This window comes from Pseudomonas sp. 5.2, assembly GCF_059025405.1.
In genome coordinates this window covers 37426-63101 of sequence record NZ_JBYBHH010000018.1, presented here as the reverse complement: position 1 = coordinate 63101, position 25676 = coordinate 37426, and the positions used below count along the sequence as shown (strand labels likewise).

The window sequence follows — 25676 nt, the reverse complement described above, 5'->3', positions numbered from 1 at the left end:
GTTCGTAAAATTGAACAAATAGGATGTTTCCTATGGGCCTATCAGACGGGTCCTAAAAGCGGGATTTCTCGGCTTCGGCCACCACCTGCCCGAGGCTGCGGTGATATTCTTCAGGCCTCGCGTGGCACCTTGGCCACGTGTAAGCCCTTATGGACAGCATTCGGTTCTATTCATGAAGAAATCAGTAGGCATCCTTACCGGCCTGGCTATCGCCATTGCCGTCGCAACCACCGCTGGCGCCTGGTACACCGGCGAGCGCTTGCCTGCGGAGCTGGATTATTCCGTCAACCGCAGCAACGCCGAACTGAAAAAAGCCCTGGTGGGCGTCGGTGGCAGCCTGACCGTCGAACTGGTCTCGCTGGATCGGCACTTCTTCAGCAGTACCGCCCAGTACCGGCTCAAGGCCAAGGACATCAACCTCGGCGACGACGAAGTGGTCAGTTTCGATGTAGGCATGACCGACCAGATCGAGCATGGCCCATTCCCGTGGTCGCGGGTCAAGGCACTCAAGCTGATGCCCGTGCTGGCTGTCAGCAACAGCACGCTGCAGAAGGACGATTTCACCGCTCCCTGGTTCGCGGCAGCGGGCGAACAGGCGCCGGTCAGCGCGCAGACCAGCCTGGGCTACGGCGGCAACGTTGACAGCACGGTCCTGCTGGCCCCGCTCAAGGTCAACGAAACCGACGGCAACAGCCTCGCGTTTTCGGGCATGCAGTTGCAGCTCAGCGGCGACCGCGAAGGCAAGGCGACGAAATTCCAGGGCAGCGCCGAGCGCTTCGAAATGAAGTGGGTGCACGACGATCAGCCGCCTGCCACCTTCGAGCTGAAGGGCTTGAAGGTCGACGGCGACCTGGCCGCCACCCAGCACGATGCGATCTATGTCGGCAAGGTCGACCTGTCGCTGGCGGAAACCAAGGTGACCTTGGGGCCCAAGCAGCAGGTGCTGTCGATCAAAGGCTTTGAGCAGAAAGCCCAGCAAGCCCTCGACGGCCCGGACACCGTCGGTGGGCGCGCGGATTACACGCTGGCGGATATCACCTGGGACGGCCGCGCCGTCGGCAATGCGCAGATGGCCGTGAGCATCAAGTCGGTCAATGCGCCGGCGCTGCAAGCGCTGTCGCACTGGTACCAGGCGCACTTGCCGGAGTTCGAGGCTGCGGCCGCAGCAGGCCAGGCGGTGCCACAGATCCAGATGGGCGAAGCCGAGAAGGCCAAGTTCCAGGCTGACCTGCAGCAGCTGCTGGCCTCCAAGCCCAAGCTCGCGGTAGAAAACCTGTCGTTCAAGACCGCCAACGGCGAGAGCCGCTTCAACCTGGCAATGGACTTCGCCAGCCCGGCCTCCTTCGACCTGCCGCCCGACCAGCTGAGCAAACAACTGATCACCGAGGTCAAGACGTCGCTGTCGCTGTCCAAGCCGATGATCGGTGACCTGGCAACTTTGCAGGCTCTTTTGGAAGGGCAGACCGATGCCCAGGCCATCGCCATGCAGTCGAGCCAGGCAGGTGAAATGGTTGGCATGATGGCGCTGCAGAGCGGCATGGCCACGGTGCAGGGCAACGACGTGGTGACCCGCCTGCACTACGCCGATGGCATGGTCGACTTCAATGGCCAGAAGATGACCGTTGAGGAGTTCGCCATGCTGATGTCCATGCGTCTTGCCGCCTTGCAGCCGCAAGGTTGATTCGCTAAGCCTGCCCCGGCCCGTTCGCCGGGGCAGGCTGCATAAAAACCCCTTTTGAATTCCCTCGATTGTCTGTAGCCTTCGGCGTCCGATAATAATCCGCGCCCGCAGAGGGCCGTGATGGCCTGCGCGCCGTCCGGCGCCCTTAGCCGATCTGCCAGGGCCGGGTGATACACTCGATTTGATGCGCGCACGCGCTTGCAGGTCCAGCGATCATGACCCAGATTTCCGAACGCCTGTTGGTTCAGGCCCACCTCGACGCCAAACAGCTCAACCCGCTGACAGCCGAGCAGGAGGCCGAATACCGTGCGGCCATCGCTGCCGAGCTCAAGGCCCAGAACGCCGTGCTGGTCGCCCATTACTACTGCGACCCGGTGATCCAGGCGCTGGCCGAAGAAACCGGCGGCTGCGTATCCGACTCGCTGGAAATGGCCCGCTTCGGCAAGAACCACCCCGCCGAAACCGTGATCGTCGCCGGCGTGCGCTTCATGGGTGAGACGGCAAAAATTCTCACCCCCGAAAAACGCGTGCTGATGCCCACCCTGGAAGCCACCTGCTCCCTCGACCTGGGTTGCCCGGTCGAAGCGTTTTCGGCCTTCTGCGACCAGCACCCGGAACGCACCGTGGTGGTGTATGCCAATACCTCGGCGGCCGTGAAGGCCCGTGCCGATTGGGTGGTGACCTCAAGCTGCGCACTGGAGATCGTCGAAAGCCTGATGGATAACGGCGAGACCATCATCTGGGGCCCGGACCAGCACCTGGGCCGTTACATCCAGAAGCAGACCGGTGCTGACATGCTGCTGTGGGACGGTGCGTGCATCGTCCACGAAGAGTTCAAGTCGCGTCAGTTGGCCGACATGAAGGCGCTTTACCCGGATGCCGCAATTCTGGTCCACCCCGAATCGCCAGAATCGGTGATCGACCTGGCTGACGCGGTTGGCTCCACCAGCCAGTTGATCAAAGCCGCGCAGACCCTGCCGAACAAGACCTTCATCGTCGCGACCGACCGCGGTATCTTCTACAAGATGCAGCAGCTGTGCCCGGACAAGGAATTCGTCGAGGCCCCGACTGCCGGTAACGGTGCTGCGTGCCGCAGCTGCGCGCACTGCCCGTGGATGGCGATGAACACGCTGGAGCGGGTGTTGGAATGCTTGCGCACGGGCAGCAACGAGATTTTTGTTGACCCGGCGTTGGTGCCTAAGGCGATCAAACCGCTTAACCGCATGCTGGATTTCACCCAGGCGGCGCGCTTGAAGCTTTCGGGTAACGCCTGAAAATGCTGGGGCCGCTCTGCGGCCCATTCGCAGCACAAGGCTGCTCCTACAGGGGAATGCGATCTCCAGTAGCAGCAGCCTTGTGCTGCGAATGGAGCGCAAAGCGCTCCCGAAAAACTCAGCGCCCCATCATCTCCCTGACCATCCGCTGCTGCTCCATGACCTCGCGCTGGCGCTGATCGATCTGTGACGCCAGCGGGAAATTGCTCCCCGCACGACGCTTGGCGTAATCCAGCTGCTGGATAGCCTGGTCGAAGTCACCGACCAAGGTGAAGTACTCGGCACGCGCCCGGTGCAAGCCGATGGTATTACCCGACAACCCCCGCACTTCGGCAACGTCGTACCACACATCCGGATCATCCGGCCGGCTCTTGAGCAGGTCGTTCAGTACTTTTTCCGCTTCAGCTGGCTTGTTCTGCTTCACCAGCAGGTCGGCCCGCACCTGTTTCAGCGGGTAGTTGCCCGGGTACAGCCCCTGCATGCGCTCGGCACGCTGCTGGGCGTCAGCGAGGCGGTTGTTGGTGATGTCCAGGTCGATCTGCGCGAGGTTATAGGTAATGTCGTTGGGCGCTTTGGCAAGCAACGGCTTGAGCAGTTCGCGGGCTTCGTTGAGCTGGCCACCCTTGATCTGCGCCAGGGCCAGGCCGTAGCGTGCGGCGTCCAGTTTGGGGTCTTCATCCAGTTGGGCACGGAAGCGCTTGGCGGCAAGGCCTGGGGTGCCTTCGTAGGTGAGGGCCACGCGGGCGCGGATCAACTGGTAGCGCTGGGTGTCTTCGATGCCGCCCTTGGGCGCCTGCTCGGCGCGGTTGCGCGTGTCGGCAACGCGCGACTCGGTGACCGGGTGAGTCAGCAGGAATTCTGGCGGCTTGGCATCGTAGCGGTACTGGCGCGCCAGGCGCTCGAACATGCTTGGCATGTTGCGCGGGTCGTAGCCGGCCTTTTCCAGGTTCTGGATACCGACGCGGTCGGCTTCCTGCTCGTTTTGCCGCGAAAAGCGCCGCTGCTCTTGGATCGCCGCCGCCTGGGTGCCGGCAATCATGCCGATGCCAGCGTCGCCAGCGCCCCCGGCCGCCAGCACGATGCCAGCCAGCAGCGCTGCCATCATGGGCAGTTGCATGCGTTGCTGGGCTTCGACGCCACGGGCAAAGTGGCGCTGCGACAAGTGCGCCAGTTCGTGCGCCAGTACCGAGGCGTATTCGCCCTCGGTCTGGGCATTGAGGAACAGGCCGCCGTTGACCCCGACGATGCCCCCAGGGGCGGCGAATGCGTTGAGCTCGCGGCTGTCGATCAGGATGAATTCCAGGCGTCGGTCCTGCAGCTGGCTGGTTTCTGCCAGGCGGTACACGCTGGTTTCGACGTAGTCCTTGAGCTGCGGGTCGTTCAGCTGGTTGACCTGGCCACGCAACAGGCTGAGCCAGGCGCGGCCGAGCTGGTGTTCCTGCTGCGGCGAGACGATCGCAGAGCTGGCATCACCCAGTGATGGCAGGTCGTCAGCATGGCCGGGAAGGGCCATCAGGCAGGCCAGCGTCAACAGGGTAGGGCGCAGTAGATTCATGCACGAAGCTCGCGTCGGGTCAAAGGCCTCTACTGTAGCCCGCTCACACGTTGGCGACCAGTGGCGGTATCCTAGCGGGCCTGTTACCAAAGACGTCTACCCGCGTGTGGAGAACCCCTGATGAGTGACACCCTGACCTGCGACGCCGAACTCGACGCCAGCGGGCTGAACTGCCCGCTGCCACTGCTGAAGGCGAAGATGGAACTCAACCGCCTGGCCAGTGGCGCGGTGCTCAAGGTGATTGCCACCGATGCCGGCTCGCAGCGTGACTTCCGCACTTTTGCCAAGCTGGCCGGTCATACCCTGCTGCACGAAACGGCCGAGGCCGGTACCTACACCTACTGGCTGCGCAAGGCCTGAGTCTTAACCAAGGATCGTCAATGTTCAAAGTGCTTCGCGACTGGATGCAGCGCTACTTCTCCGATGAAGAAGCGGTGGTGCTGGCGGTCCTGCTGTTTCTGGCGTTTACCGCAGTACTGACCTTGGGCGGCATGCTCGCGCCGGTGTTGGCGGGGATGGTCCTGGCGTTCCTGATGCAAGGCCTGGTCAATGCCCTGGAGCGCCTGCGCGTGCCTACTCGGCTGGCGGTGGCGGTGGTGTTCGCGTTGTTCATGGGGGCGCTGGCGGTCATCCTGCTGGTGCTGGTGCCGTTGCTCTGGCACCAGCTGATCACCCTGTTCAACGAGTTGCCCGGCATGCTCGGCAAATGGCAGTCGCTGTTGTTGCTGCTGCCTGAGCGCTACCCACACCTGGTGTCGGATGAGCAGGTGTTGCGAGCTATCGAGTCGGTGCGCGGTGAAATCGGCAAGTTTGGCCAATGGGCGCTGACCTTCTCGCTGTCGAGCCTGCCGCTGCTGGTCAACGCCATGATCTACCTGGTGCTGGTGCCGATCCTGGTGTTCTTCTTCCTTAAGGACCGGGAAATGATCGCCCGCTGGGTCAGTGGTTACCTGCCACGCCAGCGCACACTGTTGAACCGGGTGGGCAGCGAGATGAATCGGCAGATTGCCAACTACATCCGTGGCAAGGGTATCGAGATCCTGATCTGCGGGATTGCCACCTACATCGCCTTCATCAGCCTGGGGCTCAACTATGCCGCGCTACTGGCGCTGCTGGTGGGCTTGTCGGTGGTGGTGCCTTATGTGGGCGCGGTGGTGGTGACGGTGCCGGTGACGCTGATTGCCTTGTTCCAGTGGGGCTGGGGGGACCAGTTCATCTACCTGATGACGGTGTACGCGATCATTCAGGCACTGGATGGCAACGTGCTGGTGCCGCTGCTGTTTTCCGAGGCGGTCAGCCTGCACCCGGTGGCGATCATCTGCGCGGTGTTGTTGTTTGGTGGGCTCTGGGGCTTTTGGGGGATCTTCTTCGCGATCCCGCTGGCGACGCTGTTCAAGGCCGTGCTGGATGCCTGGCCGCGGCAGGAGCCGAGTGTTTCGCCACTGCTCTGAATGAAATTGGGGCCGCTTTGCGGCCCATTCGCAGCACAAGGCTGCTCCTACAAGGGTTAATGCTGCCGTTGTAGGAGCAGCCTTGTGCTGCGAATGGGGCGCGAAGCGGCCCCAACCTATCTCAAGCCTTGTTCAAAGCCTGGGCCGCCGCCAAAACGGCCTCCACATGCCCTGGTACCTTCACCCCACGCCATTCCTGGCGCAGCACACCGTCCTTGTCGATCAGGAAGGTGCTGCGGTCCACGCCCATGTATTCCTTGCCATACAGCTTCTTCAGCTTGATCACGTCGAACAGCTGGCACAGGGCCTCGTCCTTGTCGCTGATCAGCTCGAACGGGAAGCCTTGCTTGGCCTTGAAGTTCTCATGCGACTTGATGCCATCGCGCGACACGCCGAACACCACGGTGTTGGCTGCGGCAAAGGCGTCATGCTGGTCGCGGAAACCCTGGCCTTCGGTGGTGCAGCCCGGGGTGCTGTCCTTCGGGTAGAAGTACACCACCACCTGGCGGCCCTTGAGCTCGGCGAGGCAGACCGTCTGGCCGCTGGTGGCCTGGGCCTGGAAATCGGCAACGGGTTGGTCGAGTGCTACGGCCATAGGGGCTTCCTTACACGGGGTTCTGTGGGCGCCAAGGCTCGATCAGCGCATCCAGGTTCAAGGCATCGGCAAAGTCCAGGAACTGGTCACGCAGCCAGCTGATCTGGGTGCCGGCGGGCAGGATCACGGTGAACTGGGCGTTGAGCATGCTGCTGCCGGTTTGTGGCGCCAGGTAGGTGTCGCAGGTCATGGCTTCGAGCTCGACGCGGTGGTCGAGGAAGAACTGGCACAGCTCATTGATGATGTCCGGGCGGTAGGCCGCACTGACATAGGCCACGTAAGGCAGCGCCTGCGGGCGCACCTCCTGGTCGGCGCTGCGCACCACATCGAGGGTCAGGCCGTGCTTTTTGCCCAGGCCCGGCAGGGAAGCTTCAAGACGCGCCAGGGCGTCCCAGCTGCCACCGACCTGCAGCACCAGGGCGCTGGTCTCGCCATGGCGGCTCAGGCGCGAAGTGACGACCGCGCAGCGGTTTTCGAAGGCAGCGCGGCTGAGGACGTTGGCCAGTTCCATGGGGTTTGGGCCCAGGGCACTGATGACAAGGAATTGTTCGCGGACGGTGGGGGTGGACATGCAGCATTCCTAAAGCGATGAGCGGTCGGTGCAGGACAGGCAAAAGCCTCCAGTCGGCAGGGCCCGGGGCTCGCATGCGAGGTCGTGGACGCCGGCGGGGAGCAAGGTCGACGGCCCGGCGGGCCGCGCTGCACCGATCAAAGGGCCAAGGGTAGCGAAATAAGCCGCCGAGGGGAATGCTCCGCCCGCCTGCTTCGCTTGTGCAAGGCCGATGCCCCCAGTACCATTACCGCTCTCTTTTTCCGGCAGGAGCAGTTACATGATTGCGGGCAGTATGGTGGCATTGGTCACTCCCATGGATGCACAAGGGCGTCTTGACTGGGACAGCCTCGGCAAACTTGTAGACTTCCACCTGGAAAACGGCACTCATGCGATCGTCGCCGTCGGCACCACCGGCGAGTCGGCCACCCTGACTGTTGAAGAACACATCGAGGTCATCGAATTTGTTGTCAAACGTGTCAATGGCCGCATCCCGGTCATCGCAGGCACCGGCGCCAACTCCACGTCGGAAGCCGTGCACCTGACCCAGAACGCCAAGAACGCTGGCGCCGATGCCTGCCTGCTGGTCGTGCCGTACTACAACAAGCCGACCCAGGAAGGCTTGTACCAGCACTTCAAGCACATCGCTGAAGCCGTCGACATCCCGCAGATCCTCTACAACGTGCCCGGCCGCACTTCGTGCGACATGCAGGCCGAGACCGTGATCCGCCTGTCGACCGTGCCGAACATCATCGGCATCAAAGAAGCCACCGGCGACCTGGCCCGCGCCAAAGCCATCCTCGATGGCGTCAGCAAGGACTTCATCGTCATGTCCGGCGACGACCCGACCGCTGTCGAGCTGATCCTGCTGGGCGGCAAGGGCAACATCTCCGTGACCGCCAACGTCGCCCCGCGCGAAATGGCCGATCTGTGCGAGGCCGCCCTTGAGGGCAATGCCGAGAAGGCCCGCGCGATCAACGAAAAACTCATGCCGCTGCACAAAGACCTGTTCTGCGAAGCCAACCCGATTCCGGTGAAGTGGGCGCTCGTTGAAATGGGCCTGATGCACAAGGGCATTCGCCTGCCGCTGACCTGGCTGAGCGAAGGCTGTCACGAAAAAGTCCGTACTGCCTTGCGCCAGTCCGGCGTACTGGTTTAATCGAGGAAGTACACCGCATGAAGCGACTGGCTGGTCTTTCCGCCCTTGCCCTGATCATTTCCAGCACCAGCGGTTGCGGCTGGCTGTGGGGCGACGAGGGTTATTTCCGCGACCGCGGCAGCGATTACCTGCAGGCGCACCCGACTGCGCCGATGCAACTGCCGCCGGACGCCAGCAACGTCAAGCGCCTCGACCCGCTGTTGCCTATTCCGCGTAACGTTGCTGATGACCGTGCCACCGGCGAGTTCGAAGTACCGCGCCCGCAGCCCCTGACTGCGGGTGCCGAAGTCAGCGATTTCAGCCTGCAGCGCAGCGGCAACAGCCGTTGGGTCCTGGCCCAGCGCTCGCCCGCCGAAGTTTGGCCGGCAGCCCGTCAGTTCTTTGAAGACAATGGCTTCCGCATTGCTGAAGAGCGCCCACAGACTGGCGAATTCAACACCACCTGGCAGCGTTTCGACGAACTCTCCGCGTCACTCGGTCAGCGCCTGGCGAGCACCGCCAGCAGCGCAGACAGCGAAGTGCGCGTGCGTGTACGCATGGAGCCCGGCGTGCAACGCAACACCTCCGAGGTGTACATCGTCAGCGTCGAGCGCCCGGCAGGCAGCACTGCCGAGCCTGGTTTCCCGTCCTCGTCCAGCAACACTGGCGCCGATGCCCTGCTGGTTGACGAAATGCTTGCCAGCATGAACCGCAGCGCCGAGAAGGGCGGGTCGGTCTCGCTGCTGGCCGCACGCGATTTCGATGCCCCGAGCCGCGTCAGCCTGAGCGAAGACGGCAGCGGCAACCCGGTGCTGTACCTGGGCGCCGACCTGGATCGTGCCTGGTCCAGCGTAGGCCGCGCCTTGGAGCAAGGTGGCGAATGGCGTGTCGAAGACATCAACCGCAGCCTGGGCCTGTACTACATCAACCTGTCCGAAAAGCCTGACGACAAGCAGAACGAGCCGGGCTTCTTCAGCCGCCTGTTCGGCAGTGCGCCGTCCAAGGAAGAGCGTGAAGCCCGTGCCGAACGCTACCAGGTGCGCCTGAGCAAGGTCGGTGAAAGCGTGCAGGTGACGGTCGAGAAAAACATCAACACCGTGGCTCCGGCCGATGTCGCCCGCCGCGTGCTGAGCGCCATTCAGGACCACCTGGGTTAAGTGCGCTTCGCGGTACTCGGAAGCGGCAGCCAGGGAAACGGCACGCTGATCGCCAGTGGTGACACGCTCATCCTGGTCGATTGCGGGTTTTCCCTGCGTGAAACCGAGCGGCGCCTGGCGCTGCTCGGGGTCAGCGCAGCACAGCTTAGCGCCGTGCTGGTCACCCACGAACATGCCGACCACGTGCATGGGGTGGGGTTGCTGTCGCGGCGCTACAATGTACCGGTCTACCTCAGCCAAGGGACCTTGCGCGGCCTGCGCAAGCCGGTGGAGGTGGCCGGTTTTCTCGCGTGTGGCGACAGCCTGCGCATCGGTGGCCTGGAGGTGACGGCGGCGCGCGTCGAACATGACGCCTACGAGCCGTTGCAGTACGTGTTCAGCGACGGCCGACGGCGTTTCGGCATGCTCACCGACCTGGGCTCGTACGATGCGTTGCTGCTGGAGCGCTACCAAGGCCTGGATGCCTTGTTGATCGAGGCTAACCACTGCCGTGACCTGCTGGCGCGCGGGCACTACCCGGCCTTCTTGAAGCTGCGGGTGGGTGGCGCGCAAGGGCATTTGAACAATCACCAGGCTGCGCGCCTGGTGGACGAGTTGGGCTGGAGCAACCTGCAACACCTGGTGCTGGCCCACCTCAGCAGCAAGAACAACCTGCCACAACTGGCCCGCCAGTGCTTCGTCGACACCCTTGGGTGCGACCCGGACTGGCTTCAGGTGGCGAATCAGGAACACGGGCTCGACTGGCGCGAAATCGCCTAGCCCAACTACTCAAGCAAGCGGAGCCCATCATGGAAAAACGCGAAGAACTTTACCGCGGCAAGGCCAAATCGGTTTACAAGACCGACGACGCCGACCGCTTGATCCTGCTGTTCCGCAACGACACCTCGGCGTTCGACGGCAAGCGCATCGAACAGCTCGACCGCAAAGGCATGGTGAACAACAAGTTCAACGCCTTCATCATGCAAAAGCTCGAAGAAGCCGGCGTGCCGACCCAGTTCGACAAGCTGCTGGGCGACAACGAGTGCCTGGTGAAGAAGCTCGACATGATCCCAGTCGAGTGCGTGGTGCGTAACTACGCCGCGGGCAGCCTGGTCAAGCGCCTGGGCGTGGAGGAGGGCATCAAGCTGGAGCCGTCCACCTTCGAACTGTTCCTGAAGAACGACGAGAAGGGCGACCCCTTCATCAACGAATCCCACGTTGTCGCGTTCGGCTGGGGCACCGCCGAGCAGCTGGTCGAAATGAAAAAGCTGTCGCTGAAAGTCAACGAAGTGCTGAACAAGCTGTTCGATGACGCCGGCCTGCTGCTGGTCGACTTCAAGCTGGAGTTCGGCGTCTTCCACGGCCAGATCGTCCTGGGCGACGAATTCAGCCCAGACGGCTGCCGCCTGTGGGACAAAGAAACCCGCAAGAAGATGGACAAGGACCGCTTCCGTCAGGGCCTGGGCGACGTCATCGAAGCCTACGAAGAAGTTGCCAAGCGCCTGGGCGTGCCGCTGTAAGCGGCCCGTTCACGCAAGCGCCTGATACCACGCGAATTTTTTTGAAATAAAGGTTTGCGTTTCAGAAATTCGCTGGTATGATGCGCGCCATTGGAGAGATGCCGGAGTGGTCGAACGGGACGGATTCGAAATCCGTTGTACTGGCAACAGTACCTAGGGTTCAAATCCCTATCTCTCCGCCATACATGTGGTAGATGAAGCCCCTGAAAACGATGAGTTTTCAGGGGCTTTTTCGTTGTTTGGCCTTAATGCTTCATCATCCCCAGTTCCGCATCATCAAGCAGCGCTTTGGCCATCGCGCTCAGGTAATGCGAAGCCCAGATCAACTTCTGATCGCCCTCCATCAACCCTGTCAGGGTCATGTCGCGTACATAGCCCATCAGCTCGGATGCCTGTTCGCGGGCGCTTTGGCAGCAGATGCCTGGCTCGATGCGAAAGAGTGGGTGGGTTTGGTTTTCGCCTTGGTAGAACGTTGTCAGGCCGACAGTGGTGGGCGGCTTTGGGGTGGCTGTAGTCGTCATTTGAACTCCCTGGAATTTAGTGCCGAGTCGGGCCTCTTCGCGGGCAAGCCCGCTCCCACCGGGCACGGCCAACTATTGTGGGAGCGGGCTTGCCCGCGAAGGGGCCGGGCCTGGCTACGCAGCTATTCGAACGCTCAATGGACCGTGCCCGGCGCTGCGGGGATGTGCGGCTGCATCTGCAATTGCATCAATGCGGACTCAACCAGGCTTTGTACTGCCTCCATCTCGTGGATGACTGCCTGCATCACGATCGAGTTGGGGGAGGTGGGCTTGAGTTGCACTGATTGGCGGGCTACAGACAGGGCACAGAGGACGTACTCTGTGGATTGAATCAGGGTGTCCTGCAATATCTGCGAGGAATCGAGGGAGTAGGGCGGATCGGGGACTATCTTGCGCATGAAAGCTCCTTGGGTAAGTGGAGCTGCCTGGCAACGCTGTCAAACGAATGGAGGCAGCTATACACAGGTTGACAGACCGGTACCCAAGCAACCCGGCGCACACGAATGTGCCCTATGTACAGCCGCCATGAAGCGCTGCAACGGAAACTTGGGTTGTCGGCCTGTCAAAGCCAGTCGTTGATTTGGCAACGACACGGCGAGACTAGAGCGCGACCCAAGCACTAGCAACAGTTTGAGCGGCTCGGGAGTATGTTTGGGAAATGGACTACAAGATAGGGGAAAAAACTGAAGGTTAGCTCTAGGGCGGATGGCTGATTCGCCATCCTTTACAGTTCAAGAAATGACAACTGCGCTCTTCTGTTATTTATGCGTTTTGGGTAAACCTGGGGCCGCTTTGCGGCCCATCGCAGGCAGCTCCTACAGGTAAAGCGCAAGCCTTGAAGGCAATGCAGTACCTGTAGGAGCTGGCTTGCCTGCGATGGGCTGCGCAGCAGCCCCGGAAATCTCGAATCAGCGCATCGCCGCCAGCTTGATCCCAAACCCAACCAGGCAAACCCCCGCCAACCGCTCGAACAGGTTGGCAATCCGTGGGTTCGCGCGCATGCGTTCGGCCAGCTTGTGGGTCAATACCACCGCAATCAGCCCATACAGGAACGTCACCACCGCCACGGTCGCCGCCAGAAAGCCAAAGGTCAGCAACCCCTGGTGCTTCACCGGGTCGACGAACAGCGGGAAAAACGCCATGTAGAACATGATCGCCTTGGGGTTGAGCAAGGTGATCATCATCGTCTGGCGCAAGTAGTGGCCGTTGTCCATGCGGCTTGCACGCGGGGCGCCGCCGGGTTTGCTCAGCACCATGCGCAGGCCCAGGTAGGCCAGGTACGCAGCACCCGCCCATTGCACCACGTGGAAGGCGGCAGGGTAGGCGGCAAGTAAGGTGGCAACGCCGGCCACGGCCAGCCACAGCAGCACCTGGTCACCCAGGATGACCCCGAAGGTCGCCGCCAAACCGGCCTTGATGCCACCCTTGCCCGTGGCCGTGATCAAGGCAAAGTTGCCCGGGCCAGGGATGGCCAGGACGATGATGAAGGCGATGACGAAGGCGCCGTAGTCGGTAACACCCAACATGGGGGGAACTCCTGTAATAGTGCAGGTGCAAGGCAGAACTACAGACTATCTTCCCCGGCGGCTTACTTTTCAACTGTCCATTAATGCTACAAGTATGCGACGCATTTTTACATCGCAGCCCGTGCGACTTGGATCCAATGCCTTGGTTCTGTATGATCCGGGCGCCATCAGTACGATGGCCGACGATTCATTTAAAGGACTTAGTATGAAAAAGCTGTTGAAAGCCACTGTTGCCGTTGCTGTCGTTTCGGGCGTTGCCCTGCTGTCCGGCTGCACTGGTCAAGTCTACAACCAGCAGAAGAACTGCTCGTACGACTACCTGTTCCACCCTTCGGTTTCCATCTCCAAGGTCATCGGTGGTTGCGGCCCGATCGATAAACTGCCTCAGCCGCAGTAATCTTGGCGATACCCTGATCGCGACGCTTGCGGCGTGATCCAAGGACCCCGGTCATGCAGATGCCCGGGGTCTTTTGTTTAAGGGTCACCAGCGCAACGAAACGGTACCGAGCAAGGTCCGCTCTTCACCCCAATAGCAACGCCCGGCGTTGTTGCAGCCTGCTACGTACTCTTTGTCGAACAGGTTGCGGGCATTGACCTCGACCGACCAATTTTCGTCGAGGGTGTACCCCACCTTGGCATCCACCAGCGTGACATCACCGGTATCGAGCTTGCCGTACAGGCTCGCCGGGGTATAAGCGAAGGTGCTGTCGAAGTGACGCACGCCACCGCCAATCTGCAGCCCCTTCAACAGCCCGTCACGAAAACGGTAGGTGCTCCACACCGATGCCTGGTTGCGCGGCACGCCGGTCATCTGGTGGTCTTCATACAGCGAGCCCGCCACGTCCTTGGTAATGCGCGAATCGGTGTAGGTGTAGGCCGCGGTGAGGTTGAGGTTTTCGCTCAGGTCGCTGTTGAGCTCCAGTTCCACACCCTTGGCGCGGCTGGCGCCGATCTGGCGGTAGTCGCCGACGCTTGAGTCGAACAGCACATCGTCCTTCTTGCGCAGGTCGTACACCGACGCGGTAAAGGCGGTGTTCCAGCCCTTGGGCTCGTACTTGATACCCACTTCATACTGTTCGCTGGTGGTCGGGTCCAGCGGGCCGCTCCTGCTCTCGGTCTGCTGGGTGGGGGCAAAGGCGGTGGAATAGCTGAAGTACGGCGACAGGCCGTTTTCGAACTGGTACATCACCCCGGTCTGCCAGGTGAACTTGCTGTCCCAGCTGTCCATGTCGACTGGCGGGTTGCCGACCTTGTTGCGGAACTGGCTGTTGACCCGGTCCAGGCGCCCGCCGAGCAGCAAAACCCAGTTGTCGACCTTGGTTTGCAGCTGGCTGTAGAGGCCGTACATGGTTTGATCGAGCAAGGCGTTCTGCACATGCAGGGGCGTGCTTGGTTTGCCGGTCCAGACCGGGTTGAACACGTTGATGGTGCCGCCGTTGCCGGCGTCCCAATCCTGGTTGAACGAGGTGCGGTCAAGGCTCGCCCCCAGCAGCAGGGTGTGTTCGAACGCACCGCTGTCGAAGTGGCCTTCGAATTGGTTGTCCAGCGAGTAGGCGATGGACTTGTTGTATCGGTCGTAGGCAGTGTTGCCTAAGGTGGTGCCGAAGCCGCCGTTGTTCAGGCTGCCTGGCCACATCTCCTGGCGGTCGATGCGCGACTGCATATAGCGCGAGTTCTGGCGGAACTGCCAGGTGTCGTTGAAGCGGTGGCTGAACTCATAGCCCAGGCTCCAGGTTTCGCGTTCGAAGTTGTCCCAGTCCGGGTTGCCGGACAGCTGGTCCTTGTCGATCTTGCCGTTGGGGTTGTGCAGCAAGGTGCCGGCCGCGGGGTAGCCCAACTCCATCAAGGTGCGGTCGCGCTGGTAGGTGGCCAGCACGGTCAGGCTGTTGAACTCGTCGAAGTTCAGGGTCAGCGATGGGGCGATGTAGAGGCGGTCATCAGGCTGGTGATCGACCTGGGTATCGGCGTTGCGGCCCATCATTACCAGGCGGCCAAGCACATTGCCTTCATCGTTCAACGGGCCGGAGACGTCGACACCCAGTTGGCGGCGGTTGTGCGAGCCATAGCTCAGTTGCACTTCGCCGCGGGCCTCGGCGGTCGGCCGTTTGCTGACCAGGTTGACCACGCCACCTGGGGCGTTCTCGCCGTACAGGATCGAGGTCGGGCCGCGGAACACTTCCACGCGCTCGAGGCCATAGGGTTCGCTGCTGGTGTCGTAACGGTTGCCTTGCACTCGCAGGCCATCGCGCAGCAGGCCGTAGCCATAGTCGGTGGCGTTGAAACCACGGATGAAGAACAGGTCGCCCGCCTGGCCGTCACCGCCGGCAAAGGGTGGGGAGAAGATGCCCGGTACATAGCCGAGCACTTCGGTGAGGGTTTGCGATTGCTGGTCGTCCATGCGCTGGCGCGTCACCACCGAGACCGAGCGCGGAGTGTCGGCGAGGGCGCTGCTGGTCTTGCTGGCCGTGGCGCTGGAGACGGCACGGTAGCCCGTGTCGCCCTGGCCATTGCTGGCAGCCAGGGTGGCGGCGTTGATGGCGGTGGCATCCAGTTGCAAGGCGTTGCCGTCTTCGACCGGTTGCAGCACATAGCCGCTGCTGCCTTGCGGTACAGCCTGCAGACCGCTGCCTTGTAGCAGTCGGGCCAGCCCTTGGGTGACGCTGTAGCGGCCTTGCAGGCCCTGGCTGGTTTTACCGGCGGCCAATGCGTTGCTGCCGGCCAGGTAGATGCCGGCCTGGCTGCTGAACTGGTTGAGGGCGCTGGTCAGTGAGCCCGGGGCGATGTTGAAGGCAGTCTCGGCATTGATCGCTTGTTCGGCGTGCGCCAAGGTCGCCGGCAGCATCAGCGGTGCAGCGGCACAAAGGGAAAGCGGGGCGGCAAGCGCCAGGCGAAAGGCGGGGTGGAGGGGCGTCGGCATGCTGGTCCCTGAGGTCGATACGGTCAGTTGAGGGCGGTTGTGAGGGGTTAACCGAACGAGATTGGGAAAAGGGAACCGGTTGGTGCGGTTTTTTTGCATGAGGATTGTGGGGTGTATGGCGCTACAAACCTATCGGCAACCACCAGCCCCACTCGTCACGCCGGCTCGACGCTCACCCACCAGGGCGTCAGCCTTTGCACACGAACCGGCAGCGCCGCCTGCAGCAGGTCGAGTGCGCGGTCGGTATCGTTGAGCGGAAAAGCCCCCATCACTGACAGCTGTGCCACCGACGGGTGCCAGCCCAGGTGGCCATGGCGATAGCGGCCCAGCGTCTGCAACAGCTGCGCCAGGGGCATGTCCTCGGCATTCAGGCGCTGATGAATCCACGACTCGCCCGCGCTCTGCGCCGGGCGCGGCGCGCTGATGCCCTGGGCGGTGAAGACCACCTGCTGCCCGGCCTGGACGATAAGGCGCTCGGCCCGCTGCGCAGTGCACACTTCGACCGCACCGGCGTACACGTCCAGCCGCGTGGTCTCGCCCTGCTGGCACACCGCAAAACGGGTACCGAGGGCTTGCATGCGACCTTGCGCGGTGTCGACAAAAAATGGCCGGCGCGAGTCGGCGGCGGTTTCCACCAGGATTTCGCCAAAACGCAACGTGAGCACGCGGCTCAGCGCAGAGAACTCCAGGTCCACTGCACTCTGGGCGCCCAGCCACAGCTGGCTGCCGTCGGCCAAGCGGGTTTGCCGGGTTTCACCAATGCCGGTGGCAAGGTCGGCACCCCAGCCCGGCAGTGGCGCACCCCGCCAGGCCTGCCAGCCGAGCAGCGAGCTGGCGCCGAGCACCAGCAACGTCTTGAGCCCGGTGCGCCGGCTGAAGCGGCGCGGGTCGTGCTCGCGCAGGGCCCGGCCCGCGGCAGTGCCTTCGGCCTGCAAAGGCGCGAAGCGCTGGCCGACACGTTGCACGTAGTGCCAGGCTGCGCGGTGGTCGCCGTGCTGGTCGAGCCAATGTTGCCACTGGTGGTGGACCTGCGGGCCGGCGTCCTCGTCCTGCAGTTGCACATACCAATGCGCGGCTTCTTGCAAACTGGCGTGGCTGAGTTTCTGTGTGGGTGTGCTCATGGCGTCATTCCACCAGCACGCCGTCGAGTTCGGCTTCAAGGATGGCGCAGTGCAAAAAGGCCTGCGCCAGGTACTTCTTGATCATGCGTTCGCTGACGCCAATGTGCGCGGCGATATCGCGGTAGGCCAGGCCATCGAGTTGTGCCAGCAGAAACGCCTGGCGCACCTTGCCGGGCAAGCGCAACAGCATCGCGTCCACCTCGTGCAGGGTTTCGACGATGATCGCTCGCTGCTCGGGGGAGGGCTGCACGGCTTCGGGCTGCAACGCCAGCTGTTGCAGCCAGGCATGCTCCAGCCGCTGGCGCCGCCAGTGGTCCACGCACAGGCCACGGGCGATGGTGGCCAGGTAGGAGCGTTCAGCGCGCTCCCCGTCGAACTGGCGCGGGCGGTTGAGGATGCGCAGGAACGTATCCTGAACCAGGTCGGCAGCATCGCAACGGCTGCCCAGGCGCCGGTACAAAAAGCCAAGCAACCAGCGCGAATGGCTGTGGTACAGGGTATGGATCGAGGTGTTCAACTCAGGTATCGAAACCACGGCGGCATCCGGCGCGAGCGCGTACTGGTGCGAATGAGAAATGATCGCAATAGTAGGGGTGGCGGAAGAATACTGCAATCGCTGTCGAATATTCCCGCGTGGCTGGGACAACCTGTCGCCTTGACGCGCAGCCCCTCAATTTGTTTGTGCTGGCAATTCAGATACAATCGGAAAAACGTTTCAGCGATGGCGGGTCAATTCGACCATCGGCTGGGCGTTCACTGTTTCTCTTGGCTGCTGACTCCAATGATCAATAACAAGCGCGCGCTGAAGGACAGAACGACACGAGGCCCCGCCTAGGCCTCCCTTACGTGCTAACCATTGGGATTGATCAATGTTCAAGAAAGCTGGCAAGACCTTGCTGGGTCTGGCTGTCGCGGCGAGCGTCATGCAAGCGCACGCGGTAGAAACCAAGAAAGTCGACGTGCTGCTGGTCGGCGGCGGCATCATGAGTTCCACCCTGGCGGTCTGGCTGCACGAGCTGGAGCCGAGCTGGTCGATGGAAATGGTCGAACGCCTGGACGGTGTCGCCGAAGAAAGCTCCAACGGCTGGAACAACGCCGGTACCGGCCACTCCGCGCTGGCCGAGCTGAACTACACCCCGGAAGACAAAGACGGCAACGTCAACATCACCAAGGCCATCGAAATCAACGAAGCCTTCCAGATCTCCCGCCAGTTCTGGTCGTGGCAGGTGCGTCAGGGCGTGCTGAAGAACCCGCATTCGTTCATCAACAGCACCCCGCACATGAGCTTCGTCTGGGGCGATGACAACATCAAGTTCCTCAAGAAGCGTTATGACGCGCTGCAGGCCAGCCCGCTGTTCCGCCCGATGCAATATTCCGAAGACCACGCGCAGATCGCCAAGTGGGTCCCGCTGATGATGGAAGGCCGCGACCCTAACCAGAAGCTGGCCGTGACCTGGACGCCGATCGGTACCGACGTCAACTTCGGCGAGATCACCCGCCAGTTCGTTGGCCACCTGAAGACCCAGGACAAGTTCGACCTGAAGCTGTCCAGCGAAGTGCAGGACATCACCCGCAACAAGGACGGCTCCTGGCACGTCGAGTACAAGAACCTGAAGGACGGTACCGAATCGGCCACCGACGCCAAGTTCCTGTTCATCGGTGCCGGCGGCGGCGCGCTGAAGCTGCTGCAGAAGTCGGGCATCCCTGAGGCCAAGGAATACGCCGGCTTCCCGGTGGGCGGCTCGTTCCTGGTGACCGAGAACCCAACCGTTGCCATGCAGCACATGGCCAAGGCCTACGGCATCGCCTCGACCGGCGCGCCACCCATGTCGGTACCGCACCTGGACACCCGCGTGCTGGACGGCAAACGCGTGATCCTGTTCGGGCCATTCGCGACCTTCTCGACCAAGTTCCTGAAGAACGGCTCGTACCTCGACCTGCTGGGCAGCACCACGCTGCACAACGTGTGGCCGATGACCAAGGTCGGTATCGAACAGTACCCGCTGGTGGAGTACCTCGCGGGCCAGCTGATGCTGTCTGACGACGACCGTTTCGAAGCCCTGCGCACCTACTTCCCGAACGCCAAGAAAGAAGACTGGCGCCTGTGGCAGGCGGGCCAGCGCGTGCAGATCATCAAGCGTGATGCCGAGAAAGGCGGCGTGCTGAAGCTGGGCACCGAAGTCGTGGCCTCCGAGGACCGCACCATTGCTGGCCTGCTGGGTGCCTCGCCAGGTGCTTCGACTGCTGCGCCGATCATGCTGAACGTGCTCGAAACCGTGTTCAAAGAGAAGGTGGCGACGCCTGAGTGGCAAGCCAAGATCAAAGAGATCGTGCCGAGCTACGGTACCAAGTTGAATGATTCGGCAGCCGCCACGCAGAAAGAGTGGAACTACACCGCTGAAGTGCTGCAGTTGGAGAAGCCGCCCGTGATCGACGCCAGCGTCGATTTCGGTGCTGCGCCAGGCAAAGCGGTTGAAAGCAAGCCAGAGAACGACATGGCGCTGTAAGCGACACTGTTGTGAACGAAAGCCACGGGGATGACCTCGTGGCTTTTTTATTGCCTGTACCGGCCTCTTCGCGGGTGAACCCGCTCCCACAGGTTGAGCACAATACCTGTGGGGGCGGGTTCACCCGCGAAAGGGCCGGCACCGAAAACCGCTGATCGGAAACCCTGGCGGGAGCCAATAAAAACATATTTTGATGCTTAAATTAATCTTGTCAGTCGATCCCCTCCAGGAGGGTGCCGTCATGAACCTCAAGATTGCTGCCTTACTGCTGCTAGCGCTGTGCGCACAGCCGGCATGGAGCCAGAGTTACTCAACCGCTACCCCCGCCGCCAAACCCGCCCAAGCCGTTGCACTGACCACGCGCCTTGCCATGCGCGACCTGTGGGTCGAGCACATTTTCTGGGTCCGCAACTACGCCGTGGCCAACCAGGCCGGCAATGCCAAGCAAGCCGCAATTGCTGCCAACGAAGTGGTCGCCGATGCCACCCGCATCGCCAACAGCATTGCGCCGTTGTACGGCCAGACGGCAGCCGACCAGTTGCTCAAACTGCTCGCCGGCCACTGGGGCGCCATCAAGCATTACAGTGACGCCACCGTGGGCAAGGACAAAAAAGGCCAGCAGGCCGCTGTCGATGACCTGACCAGTAACGCCAAGGCGCTTGCCGCGTTCCTGGCCAAGGCCAACCCCAACCTGCCCGAGCAGACCCTGATCACGATGCTCGGCGCCCATGGCGGCCATCATATTGCGCAGATCGACCAGCTTGCCGCTGGCGACTATGCCGGTGAGGCACGCACCTGGGGGATGATGCGCGAGCATATCCTGGCACTGGCGGACGCCTTGACGGCGGCGCTGGTCAAGCAGTTCCCGGACAAGTTCTGATGCTCGAAGGGCTTGGCCGTACCCAACAGGACCTGCTCCATGCATTGCTGCATCAGCCGGCTGGCATGAGCATCGACGACCTGGCGCAGGCCCTGGCCATCACCCGCACCGCGGTGCGTCAGCACCTGGCCGCACTGGAGCGTGACGGCCTGGTGATGCGCGGTGCCACCCGGCCTACCGGGCGCCGCCCGGAGCAACTGCACCAGCTCACCGAGCATGCCCGCGAGCTGTTCCCGCGGCAGTATCCGCTGTTGGCCAATCTGTTGATCGATGAAGTGGCCGGCATCATCGGCCATGACGCCTTGCAGGTGCTGATGCGCCAGTTGGGGCGCAAGCTGGCGGCAGACCTGGAGCGGCAGGTGGTGGATGAAGCGCGCATCGTTCAGCACATGAACACGGCCGGGTATGAGGCCGAGGTGTTCTTTCGCTCAGCCGGGGAGCCGCAGATCGTGGCGCACAATTGCGTGTTCCATCACCTGGCCAAGGCGCACCCCGTGGTGTGTGAGCTGGATCTGGCGCTGATCGGGGCGTTGGGGGGCGCCGAGGTCAGCCATGAGGAATGCATGCTGAGGGGAGGGCAGGTGTGCAGGTTTGCACTGCGTAAGGAACAGACTTGATGCTGGTTGTGCGGGCCTCTTCGCGGGCAAGCCCGCTCCTACAGGTACAGCACTGCCTTTGAGGTCAGTGAGGACCGTGTGGGAGCGGGCTTGCCCGCGAAGAGGCCCGCACAGCAATCACTGCTGCCGCAGAATGCACGCCAGTAACCCAGGGAACCGTTCGTCGAGCATTTCGCTGCGCAGTGAGTTCATGTGGGTAGTGCCGACATTACGCGTATGCACCAACCCCGCATCGCGCAACACGCGAAAATGGTGCGACATGCTCGACTTCGGCCGGCCGCCGTCCAGCTCGCCGCAGCTGGCCTCCGCCACGCCCGCCAAGTGGCGCACGATTTCCATGCGCACGGGGTCGCTCAAGGCGTAAAGCAGGCGCTCGAGGATCAGGTCTTCAGGGTTGGGATGTTTGTAGGCTCGCATGGTCGACATGATAACGGGCCTTTCAATTATTGCCATAGTTCGATTATGATCGAACTATCGTATTCAGATGAACCCGGAGTCCCTCATGTCCGCATTGTTCGAACCCTATACCCTCAAAGACGTCACCCTGCGCAACCGCATCGCCATTCCGCCCATGTGCCAGTACATGGCCGAGGACGGCATGGTCAATGATTGGCACCACGTCCACCTGGCCGGCTTGGCCCGGGGTGGTGCCGGCCTGGTGGTGGTCGAAGCCACTGCAGTCGCGCCGGAAGGGCGCATTACCCCCGGCTGCGCCGGTATCTGGAGCGACGCCCATGCCCAGGCGTTCGTGCCGATGGTGCAGGCGATCAAAGCAGCAGGCTCAGTGCCGGGCATCCAGATTGCCCATGCCGGGCGCAAGGCCAGCGCCAACCGCCCGTGGGAAGGTGACGACCACATCGCCGCCGACGATGCCCGCGGCTGGCAGACCATCGCCCCGTCGGCCATCGCCTTCGGCGCTCACTTGCCGAAAGTACCGCGCGAAATGACCTTGGACGACATTGCCCGGGTCAAGCAGGACTTCGTCGATGCCGCCCGCCGTGCGCACGAGGCGGGCTTTGAGTGGATCGAGCTGCACTTTGCCCACGGTTACCTGGGCCAAAGCTTCTTCTCCGAGCATTCCAACCAGCGTACCGACGCCTACGGTGGCAGCTTCGAGAACCGTAGCCGCTTCTTGCTGGAAACCCTGGCAGCCGTACGTGAGGTGTGGCCGGAGAACCTGCCGCTGACCGCCCGCTTTGGTGTGCTGGAATATGACGGTCGCGATGAGCAGACCTTGGACGAGTCCATCGAGTTGGCCCGGATGTTCAAAGCCGGTGGCCTGGACCTGCTGAGTGTCAGCGTCGGCTTCACCATCCCTGAGACGAACATCCCGTGGGGCCCGGCGTTCATGGGGCCGATTGCCGAGCGCGTACGCCGCGAGGCTGGCCTGCCGGTGACGTCGGCGTGGGGCTTTGGTACGCCGCAGCTGGCTGAAGGCGCGCTGAAAGCCAATCAGCTCGACCTGGTGTCGGTAGGGCGTGCGCACCTGGCGGACCCGCACTGGGCGTACTTCGCGGCCAAGGAGTTGGGGGTGGATAAAGCGTCGTGGACCTTGCCGGCGCCTTATGCGCACTGGCTTGAGCGTTATCGCTGAGTTGCTGATTATTCAGTAGCCTGGGCCGGCCTCTTCGCGGGGCAAGCCCGCTCCCACAGGTAACCGCCAACCTCAAGGCCAGCGGAGTACCTGTGGGAGCGGGCTTGCCCCGCGAAGAGGCCGGCCCTGATCAAAACCGATCCAACCGATAGGCCTCCATCTGCAGCCCTCTTTCCTGGTCGGCCAGCCGCCCCACCCATTCGGCCGTCACCGCCGCCTGGGTCAACCCCAGGTGCTGATGCCCGAACGCAAGCATCACCCGTCCCTCGCACACCTGGTCGATCACCGGCAATGAATCCGGCAAGGACGGCCTGAAACCCATCCACGGCGTCGCCCCTTCGGCATCGAGATCTTGCTGGAACAAGCCCTTGCTCAGCCGATGTAGCTGCCATGCCCGCTGCATGCTTGGCGGCGCATCGAGCCCGGCGAATTCCACCGTGCCGGCCAGCCGTAACCCGTCGGCCATCGGCGTCATGATGAACTTGCGCTCCAGCGAGGTGACGGCAAAGGGCAGCCGTTGATGTTCACCCGGCAACATCAGGTGGTAGCCACGTTCGGTGTCCAGCGGCACCCGCTTGCCGGTAAGGGCCGCAGTGAGTTTGGCCGAGTGCGCGCCGCAACTGATCAACACCTGGCGCGCGTTGAACGTGCCTTGGTCGCTGGCCAGGCTGACGCCGCTGCCGTGCAGGTGCCCACCGTCGACGTGCGCCTGGACGAACCGAACCCCACTGGCCTTGGCCGCTTCGAACAGCTCGCAGACCACGCGGTACGGGTCGATGAAATGCCCGGTACGGGGGAAAAACAGCCCGCCCAGGATCGAGCGGCTCAACTGAGGCGCCGTTGCCCGCACGCTGTCGGCCGACCAGTACTCTGCCGGCACCGCCTGCTGCTGCATGCGCGCCTGCAAGGCCGCCAGTGCCTGGCGCGATTCGTTGCGTTCGAACACCAGCAACGACCCCGCTTCCTTGAACAGGTCGCTGCGCCCAATCGAGCCCAGCAACCGCTGCCAGGCCGCCAGGCTGCCTTCGTTCAGCGCACGGATGCCAGCCACGCTGCGCTGAAATGGCGCGGGCCGCAGGTTGAGCAGCAAGCGGGTGAACCAGGGCATGGCCTTGGGCAGGTACTTCCAGTCCAGGCGCAGCGGGCCCATCGGGTCCATCAGCATGCTGGGCAGGCGTTTGAGAATCGACAAGTCGGCAATCGGGAACACCTGCTCGGTGGCCAGGTGCCCGGCGTTGCCGAACGAGGCGCCGTGGCCAGGTGGCTCGCGGTCGATCAGCAGCACCCGACGGCCTTGCCTTGCCAGCTGCAGGGCACAGGCGACGCCGACGATGCCGGCGCCGACCACCGCGATATCAGTTTCAGCAGCGTTGAGCGGCTCGACCATGGTTTAGCCTTCCCGCTTGCCGTCGAGCAACCGGCGCAGTTGCAGCGGGTTGCCGTGGCGCAAGGCCTCTGGCAGCAGCCCGTCTGGGAAGTCCTGGTAGCACACCGGGCGCAGGAAGCGCAGGATCGCCGCCGTGCCCACCGACGTGGTGCGGGCATCGGAAGTAGCCGGGAATGGCCCGCCATGGACCATCGCATCGCACACCTCGACCCCGGTCGGCCACCCGTTGACCAGGATGCGCCCGGCCTTGCGTTCCAAGGTCGGCAACAGCGCGCGGGCACTGTCGATGTCGGCCTCGTCCAGTTGTAGCGTCGCGGTCAGTTGGCCTTCCAGGTGCTCGGCCACCTGGCGCACCTGCGCGTCGCTGTCGCACGCCACCACCAGTGAGGCAGCGCCGAAGACCTCGGCTTGCAGCGCCGGGTCGGTCAGAAACGCGCTGGCCTGGGTCACGAACAACTGGGCCTGGCACTGGTTAGGGCCTTGCGCCGGTTGACCGCTGGCGGCTACGTGGGCGTTGCTGTTCTCGGCCAATGCGCCAACGCCCGTTTCATAAGCGCTGAAAATACCGGGGGTGAGCATGGTTTGTGCGGCTGCACGTTGCACCTGCTCGCTGGCGGCGTCGACGAAGCGTTGCAGCGCCGGCCCTTGGCGGGCGATCACCAGGCCAGGGTTGGTGCAGAACTGCCCGGCGCCTTGGGTCAGCGAAGCGACGAACCCTTGCGCCAGTGCTTCGCCGCGACGCTGCAGGGCGGCGTCAAACAGGAACACCGGGTTGATCGAACTCATCTCGGCGTACACCGGGATAGGCTCTGGGCGGGCCTGCGCGGCGTGGCACAGGGCGATGCCGCCGCTGCGCGAGCCGGTAAAACCGACGGCCTTGATGCGCGGGTCGCTGACCAGCGCGATGCCCACTTCACGGCCCGCGCCGTACAACAACGAAAACACGCCTTCAGGCAGGCCGCAGTGCTTCACGGCGTGCGCCACTGCCTGGCCCACCAGCTCGCTGGTGCCAGGGTGGGCGCCGTGGGCCTTGACCACCACCGGGCAACCCGCGGCCAGTGCCGAAGCCGTGTCGCCGCCGGCCACCGAGAAGGCCAGGGGGAAGTTGCTGGCGCCAAACACCGCTACCGGCCCCAGGGCCACCTGGCGCTGGCGCAGGTCGGGGCGCGGCAGGGGCTGGCGCTCGGGCAGGGCATTGTCGACCCGCACGTCCAGCCATTCTCCGGCACGTACCACACGGGCGAACGTGCGCAGTTGCGTGCAGGTGCGGCCGCGTTCGCCTTGGATGCGTGCCTTGGGCAGGCCCGTCTCGGCGACGGCGCGGTCGATCAGTGCATCGCCCAGGGCCTCGATCTGTTCGGCGATGGTTTCAAGAAAGTGTGCCCGTTGTTCGAGCGAGGTCTCGCGGTATTCATCGAACGCCGCCCAGGCCAGTGCGCAGGCCTGGGCCACGTGTTCGCCGGTGCCGCCGAGGTAGGCGGGTTCGAGCGCTTGGCCGGTGGCCGGGTCGATGGCGCGGATGGCGTCGCGGCTGCCGGTTACCGGCGTTTGGCCAATCAGCAGGTTGCCTGTCAGGGGCATAGAGCCTCCTTTGGAGTCGGATTCAGGTGCAAGGGTGTAGCGCATACCCTGTGGGAGATCCCCCAGCGGCATTGTGGGAGCGGGCTTGCCCCGCGAAGGGGCCGCGGTGCATGGCACCGGCTTTG

25 protein-coding genes and 1 tRNA gene are annotated in these 25676 nt (G+C 63.0%); 14 read left to right on the top strand and 12 right to left on the bottom strand.

Going from position 1 to position 25676, the window contains the following annotated elements; genetic code table 11:
- Window positions 1-172 precede the first annotated feature (172 nt).
- Both AC5PZ0_RS23355 and nadA read left to right on the top strand, forming a co-directional pair.
- On the top strand, window positions 173-1681 hold the full coding sequence (locus tag AC5PZ0_RS23355; RefSeq protein ID WP_493855834.1) for a YdgA family protein: 1509 nt from the start codon (window positions 173-175) through the stop codon (window positions 1679-1681).
- A gap of 215 nt (window positions 1682-1896) precedes the next feature.
- The gene (gene nadA, locus AC5PZ0_RS23350) at window positions 1897-2955 is read left to right on the top strand and encodes a quinolinate synthase NadA (protein WP_085272423.1); all 1059 of its coding nucleotides are present in this window, start codon (window positions 1897-1899) and stop codon (window positions 2953-2955) included.
- A gap of 118 nt (window positions 2956-3073) precedes the next feature.
- Here the strand turns inward: nadA and AC5PZ0_RS23345 are convergent, their stop codons facing one another.
- Entirely contained in the window at window positions 3074-4510 is a 1437-nt protein-coding gene (locus AC5PZ0_RS23345; RefSeq protein WP_027594653.1) for a M48 family metalloprotease, read from the bottom strand.
- Between the two features lie 120 nt (window positions 4511-4630).
- Here AC5PZ0_RS23345 and AC5PZ0_RS23340 point away from each other — a divergent pair, with 120 nt between their 5' ends.
- On the top strand, window positions 4631-4870 hold the full coding sequence (locus AC5PZ0_RS23340) for a sulfurtransferase TusA family protein (protein WP_027594652.1): 240 nt from the start codon (window positions 4631-4633) through the stop codon (window positions 4868-4870).
- 20 nt (window positions 4871-4890) lie between these two features.
- Window positions 4891-5961, top strand: coding sequence for an AI-2E family transporter (locus AC5PZ0_RS23335; protein ID WP_027594651.1), 1071 nt, complete (start codon window positions 4891-4893; stop codon window positions 5959-5961).
- A gap of 121 nt (window positions 5962-6082) precedes the next feature.
- Here AC5PZ0_RS23335 and AC5PZ0_RS23330 read toward each other — a convergent pair whose 3' ends face one another.
- Complete coding sequence (locus tag AC5PZ0_RS23330) at window positions 6083-6556, bottom strand: peroxiredoxin (RefSeq protein WP_493855833.1); 474 nt, start codon at window positions 6554-6556, stop codon at window positions 6083-6085.
- Between the two features lie 10 nt (window positions 6557-6566).
- On the bottom strand, window positions 6567-7127 hold the full coding sequence (locus AC5PZ0_RS23325; RefSeq protein ID WP_027594649.1) for a glycine cleavage system transcriptional repressor: 561 nt from the start codon (window positions 7125-7127) through the stop codon (window positions 6567-6569).
- Window positions 7128-7386: 259 nt separating this feature from the next.
- Here AC5PZ0_RS23325 and dapA point away from each other — a divergent pair, with 259 nt between their 5' ends.
- The 5 genes from dapA to AC5PZ0_RS23300 all read left to right on the top strand — a co-directional run bounded on the left by dapA (window position 7387) and on the right by AC5PZ0_RS23300 (window position 11082).
- On the top strand, window positions 7387-8265 hold the full coding sequence (gene dapA / locus AC5PZ0_RS23320; RefSeq protein WP_099430204.1) for a 4-hydroxy-tetrahydrodipicolinate synthase: 879 nt from the start codon (window positions 7387-7389) through the stop codon (window positions 8263-8265).
- A gap of 17 nt (window positions 8266-8282) precedes the next feature.
- Window positions 8283-9401, top strand: a complete 1119-nt coding sequence (gene bamC / locus AC5PZ0_RS23315) for an NlpB/DapX family lipoprotein (protein ID WP_027594647.1) — start codon at window positions 8283-8285, stop codon at window positions 9399-9401.
- Complete coding sequence (locus AC5PZ0_RS23310) at window positions 9402-10160, top strand: MBL fold metallo-hydrolase (RefSeq protein WP_027594646.1); 759 nt, start codon at window positions 9402-9404, stop codon at window positions 10158-10160.
- 29 nt (window positions 10161-10189) lie between these two features.
- Window positions 10190-10900, top strand: coding sequence for a phosphoribosylaminoimidazolesuccinocarboxamide synthase (gene purC / locus AC5PZ0_RS23305; RefSeq protein WP_008097517.1), 711 nt, complete (start codon window positions 10190-10192; stop codon window positions 10898-10900).
- A gap of 92 nt (window positions 10901-10992) precedes the next feature.
- Window positions 10993-11082: transfer RNA gene (locus AC5PZ0_RS23300), tRNA-Ser, on the top strand.
- Window positions 11083-11145: 63 nt separating this feature from the next.
- Here AC5PZ0_RS23300 and AC5PZ0_RS23295 read toward each other — a convergent pair.
- The 3 genes from AC5PZ0_RS23295 to AC5PZ0_RS23285 all read right to left on the bottom strand — a co-directional run bounded on the left by AC5PZ0_RS23295 (window position 11146) and on the right by AC5PZ0_RS23285 (window position 12947).
- On the bottom strand, window positions 11146-11421 hold the full coding sequence (locus AC5PZ0_RS23295; protein WP_099430202.1) for a DUF3077 domain-containing protein: 276 nt from the start codon (window positions 11419-11421) through the stop codon (window positions 11146-11148).
- A 134-nt stretch (window positions 11422-11555) separates the two neighbouring features.
- Window positions 11556-11819, bottom strand: coding sequence for a hypothetical protein (locus tag AC5PZ0_RS23290; RefSeq protein WP_274885136.1), 264 nt, complete (start codon window positions 11817-11819; stop codon window positions 11556-11558).
- A 510-nt stretch (window positions 11820-12329) separates the two neighbouring features.
- A complete protein-coding gene (locus tag AC5PZ0_RS23285) occupies window positions 12330-12947 on the bottom strand; it encodes a LysE family transporter (RefSeq protein ID WP_027594642.1) in 618 nt (205 codons plus the stop codon).
- Window positions 12948-13152: 205 nt separating this feature from the next.
- Between AC5PZ0_RS23285 and AC5PZ0_RS23280 the strand changes: the two genes are divergently transcribed.
- Window positions 13153-13344 (top strand): DUF4223 family protein, encoded by a 192-nt coding sequence (locus tag AC5PZ0_RS23280; protein ID WP_027594641.1) that lies wholly within the window; start codon window positions 13153-13155, stop codon window positions 13342-13344.
- Between the two features lie 84 nt (window positions 13345-13428).
- On the opposite strand, the gene AC5PZ0_RS23275 is transcribed toward AC5PZ0_RS23280, so the two are convergent.
- The 3 genes from AC5PZ0_RS23275 to AC5PZ0_RS23265 all read right to left on the bottom strand — a co-directional run bounded on the left by AC5PZ0_RS23275 (window position 13429) and on the right by AC5PZ0_RS23265 (window position 17520).
- Window positions 13429-15864: a TonB-dependent siderophore receptor gene (locus AC5PZ0_RS23275; RefSeq protein ID WP_493855832.1), complete on the bottom strand. Its 2436-nt coding sequence runs from the start codon at window positions 15862-15864 to the stop codon at window positions 13429-13431.
- Window positions 15865-16019: 155 nt separating this feature from the next.
- Window positions 16020-16985 carry a FecR domain-containing protein gene (locus tag AC5PZ0_RS23270; RefSeq protein WP_493855831.1) on the bottom strand — a complete coding sequence of 322 codons (966 nt, stop codon included), beginning with the start codon at window positions 16983-16985 and terminating at the stop codon, window positions 16020-16022.
- A 4-nt stretch (window positions 16986-16989) separates the two neighbouring features.
- The gene (locus AC5PZ0_RS23265; RefSeq protein ID WP_099430197.1) at window positions 16990-17520 is read right to left on the bottom strand and encodes a sigma-70 family RNA polymerase sigma factor; all 531 of its coding nucleotides are present in this window, start codon (window positions 17518-17520) and stop codon (window positions 16990-16992) included.
- A 334-nt stretch (window positions 17521-17854) separates the two neighbouring features.
- On the opposite strand from AC5PZ0_RS23265, the gene mqo reads away from it, so the two are divergent.
- The 3 genes from mqo to AC5PZ0_RS23250 all read left to right on the top strand — a co-directional run bounded on the left by mqo (window position 17855) and on the right by AC5PZ0_RS23250 (window position 20989).
- The gene (mqo, locus tag AC5PZ0_RS23260; RefSeq protein ID WP_027594638.1) at window positions 17855-19492 is read left to right on the top strand and encodes a malate dehydrogenase (quinone); all 1638 of its coding nucleotides are present in this window, start codon (window positions 17855-17857) and stop codon (window positions 19490-19492) included.
- Between the two features lie 241 nt (window positions 19493-19733).
- Window positions 19734-20372: a hypothetical protein gene (locus AC5PZ0_RS23255; RefSeq protein WP_493855830.1), complete on the top strand. Its 639-nt coding sequence runs from the start codon at window positions 19734-19736 to the stop codon at window positions 20370-20372.
- Window positions 20372-20989 carry a helix-turn-helix transcriptional regulator gene (locus tag AC5PZ0_RS23250; RefSeq protein ID WP_027594636.1) on the top strand — a complete coding sequence of 206 codons (618 nt, stop codon included), beginning with the start codon at window positions 20372-20374 and terminating at the stop codon, window positions 20987-20989. The genes AC5PZ0_RS23255 and AC5PZ0_RS23250 overlap by 1 nt, the downstream gene beginning before the upstream one ends.
- A gap of 117 nt (window positions 20990-21106) precedes the next feature.
- Here AC5PZ0_RS23250 and AC5PZ0_RS23245 read toward each other — a convergent pair whose 3' ends face one another.
- Complete coding sequence (locus AC5PZ0_RS23245; RefSeq protein WP_027594635.1) at window positions 21107-21442, bottom strand: ArsR/SmtB family transcription factor; 336 nt, start codon at window positions 21440-21442, stop codon at window positions 21107-21109.
- Between the two features lie 49 nt (window positions 21443-21491).
- Here AC5PZ0_RS23245 and xenA point away from each other — a divergent pair, with 49 nt between their 5' ends.
- A complete protein-coding gene (xenA, locus tag AC5PZ0_RS23240; RefSeq protein WP_454243072.1) occupies window positions 21492-22583 on the top strand; it encodes a xenobiotic reductase XenA in 1092 nt (363 codons plus the stop codon).
- Window positions 22584-22713: 130 nt separating this feature from the next.
- Here xenA and AC5PZ0_RS23235 read toward each other — a convergent pair whose 3' ends face one another.
- Window positions 22714-23970 (bottom strand): NAD(P)/FAD-dependent oxidoreductase, encoded by a 1257-nt coding sequence (locus AC5PZ0_RS23235; RefSeq protein ID WP_493855829.1) that lies wholly within the window; start codon window positions 23968-23970, stop codon window positions 22714-22716.
- Window positions 23971-23973: 3 nt separating this feature from the next.
- Complete coding sequence (locus AC5PZ0_RS23230) at window positions 23974-25551, bottom strand: aldehyde dehydrogenase (NADP(+)) (protein ID WP_186680961.1); 1578 nt, start codon at window positions 25549-25551, stop codon at window positions 23974-23976.
- Window positions 25552-25676 lie beyond the last annotated feature (125 nt).

What these genes read in the sequence shown, in the direction of transcription:
- AC5PZ0_RS23355 (WP_493855834.1), top strand. Translation starts at nt 173, where the DNA reads ATGAAGAAATCAGTAGGCATCCTTACCGGCCTGGCTATCGCCATTGCC.
- nadA (WP_085272423.1), top strand. Translation starts at nt 1,897, where the DNA reads ATGACCCAGATTTCCGAACGCCTGTTGGTTCAGGCCCACCTCGACGCC.
- AC5PZ0_RS23345 (WP_027594653.1), bottom strand. Translation starts at nt 4,510, where the DNA reads ATGAATCTACTGCGCCCTACCCTGTTGACGCTGGCCTGCCTGATGGCC.
- AC5PZ0_RS23340 (WP_027594652.1), top strand. Translation starts at nt 4,631, where the DNA reads ATGAGTGACACCCTGACCTGCGACGCCGAACTCGACGCCAGCGGGCTG.
- AC5PZ0_RS23335 (WP_027594651.1), top strand. Translation starts at nt 4,891, where the DNA reads ATGTTCAAAGTGCTTCGCGACTGGATGCAGCGCTACTTCTCCGATGAA.
- AC5PZ0_RS23330 (WP_493855833.1), bottom strand. Translation starts at nt 6,556, where the DNA reads ATGGCCGTAGCACTCGACCAACCCGTTGCCGATTTCCAGGCCCAGGCC.
- AC5PZ0_RS23325 (WP_027594649.1), bottom strand. Translation starts at nt 7,127, where the DNA reads ATGTCCACCCCCACCGTCCGCGAACAATTCCTTGTCATCAGTGCCCTG.
- dapA (WP_099430204.1), top strand. Translation starts at nt 7,387, where the DNA reads ATGATTGCGGGCAGTATGGTGGCATTGGTCACTCCCATGGATGCACAA.
- bamC (WP_027594647.1), top strand. Translation starts at nt 8,283, where the DNA reads ATGAAGCGACTGGCTGGTCTTTCCGCCCTTGCCCTGATCATTTCCAGC.
- purC (WP_008097517.1), top strand. Translation starts at nt 10,190, where the DNA reads ATGGAAAAACGCGAAGAACTTTACCGCGGCAAGGCCAAATCGGTTTAC.
- AC5PZ0_RS23295 (WP_099430202.1), bottom strand. Translation starts at nt 11,421, where the DNA reads ATGACGACTACAGCCACCCCAAAGCCGCCCACCACTGTCGGCCTGACA.
- AC5PZ0_RS23290 (WP_274885136.1), bottom strand. Translation starts at nt 11,819, where the DNA reads ATGCGCAAGATAGTCCCCGATCCGCCCTACTCCCTCGATTCCTCGCAG.
- AC5PZ0_RS23285 (WP_027594642.1), bottom strand. Translation starts at nt 12,947, where the DNA reads ATGTTGGGTGTTACCGACTACGGCGCCTTCGTCATCGCCTTCATCATC.
- AC5PZ0_RS23280 (WP_027594641.1), top strand. Translation starts at nt 13,153, where the DNA reads ATGAAAAAGCTGTTGAAAGCCACTGTTGCCGTTGCTGTCGTTTCGGGC.
- AC5PZ0_RS23275 (WP_493855832.1), bottom strand. Translation starts at nt 15,864, where the DNA reads ATGCCGACGCCCCTCCACCCCGCCTTTCGCCTGGCGCTTGCCGCCCCG.
- AC5PZ0_RS23270 (WP_493855831.1), bottom strand. Translation starts at nt 16,985, where the DNA reads ATGAGCACACCCACACAGAAACTCAGCCACGCCAGTTTGCAAGAAGCC.
- mqo (WP_027594638.1), top strand. Translation starts at nt 17,855, where the DNA reads ATGTTCAAGAAAGCTGGCAAGACCTTGCTGGGTCTGGCTGTCGCGGCG.
- AC5PZ0_RS23255 (WP_493855830.1), top strand. Translation starts at nt 19,734, where the DNA reads ATGAACCTCAAGATTGCTGCCTTACTGCTGCTAGCGCTGTGCGCACAG.
- AC5PZ0_RS23250 (WP_027594636.1), top strand. Translation starts at nt 20,372, where the DNA reads ATGCTCGAAGGGCTTGGCCGTACCCAACAGGACCTGCTCCATGCATTG.
- AC5PZ0_RS23245 (WP_027594635.1), bottom strand. Translation starts at nt 21,442, where the DNA reads ATGGCAATAATTGAAAGGCCCGTTATCATGTCGACCATGCGAGCCTAC.
- xenA (WP_454243072.1), top strand. Translation starts at nt 21,492, where the DNA reads ATGTCCGCATTGTTCGAACCCTATACCCTCAAAGACGTCACCCTGCGC.
- AC5PZ0_RS23235 (WP_493855829.1), bottom strand. Translation starts at nt 23,970, where the DNA reads ATGGTCGAGCCGCTCAACGCTGCTGAAACTGATATCGCGGTGGTCGGC.
- AC5PZ0_RS23230 (WP_186680961.1), bottom strand. Translation starts at nt 25,551, where the DNA reads ATGCCCCTGACAGGCAACCTGCTGATTGGCCAAACGCCGGTAACCGGC.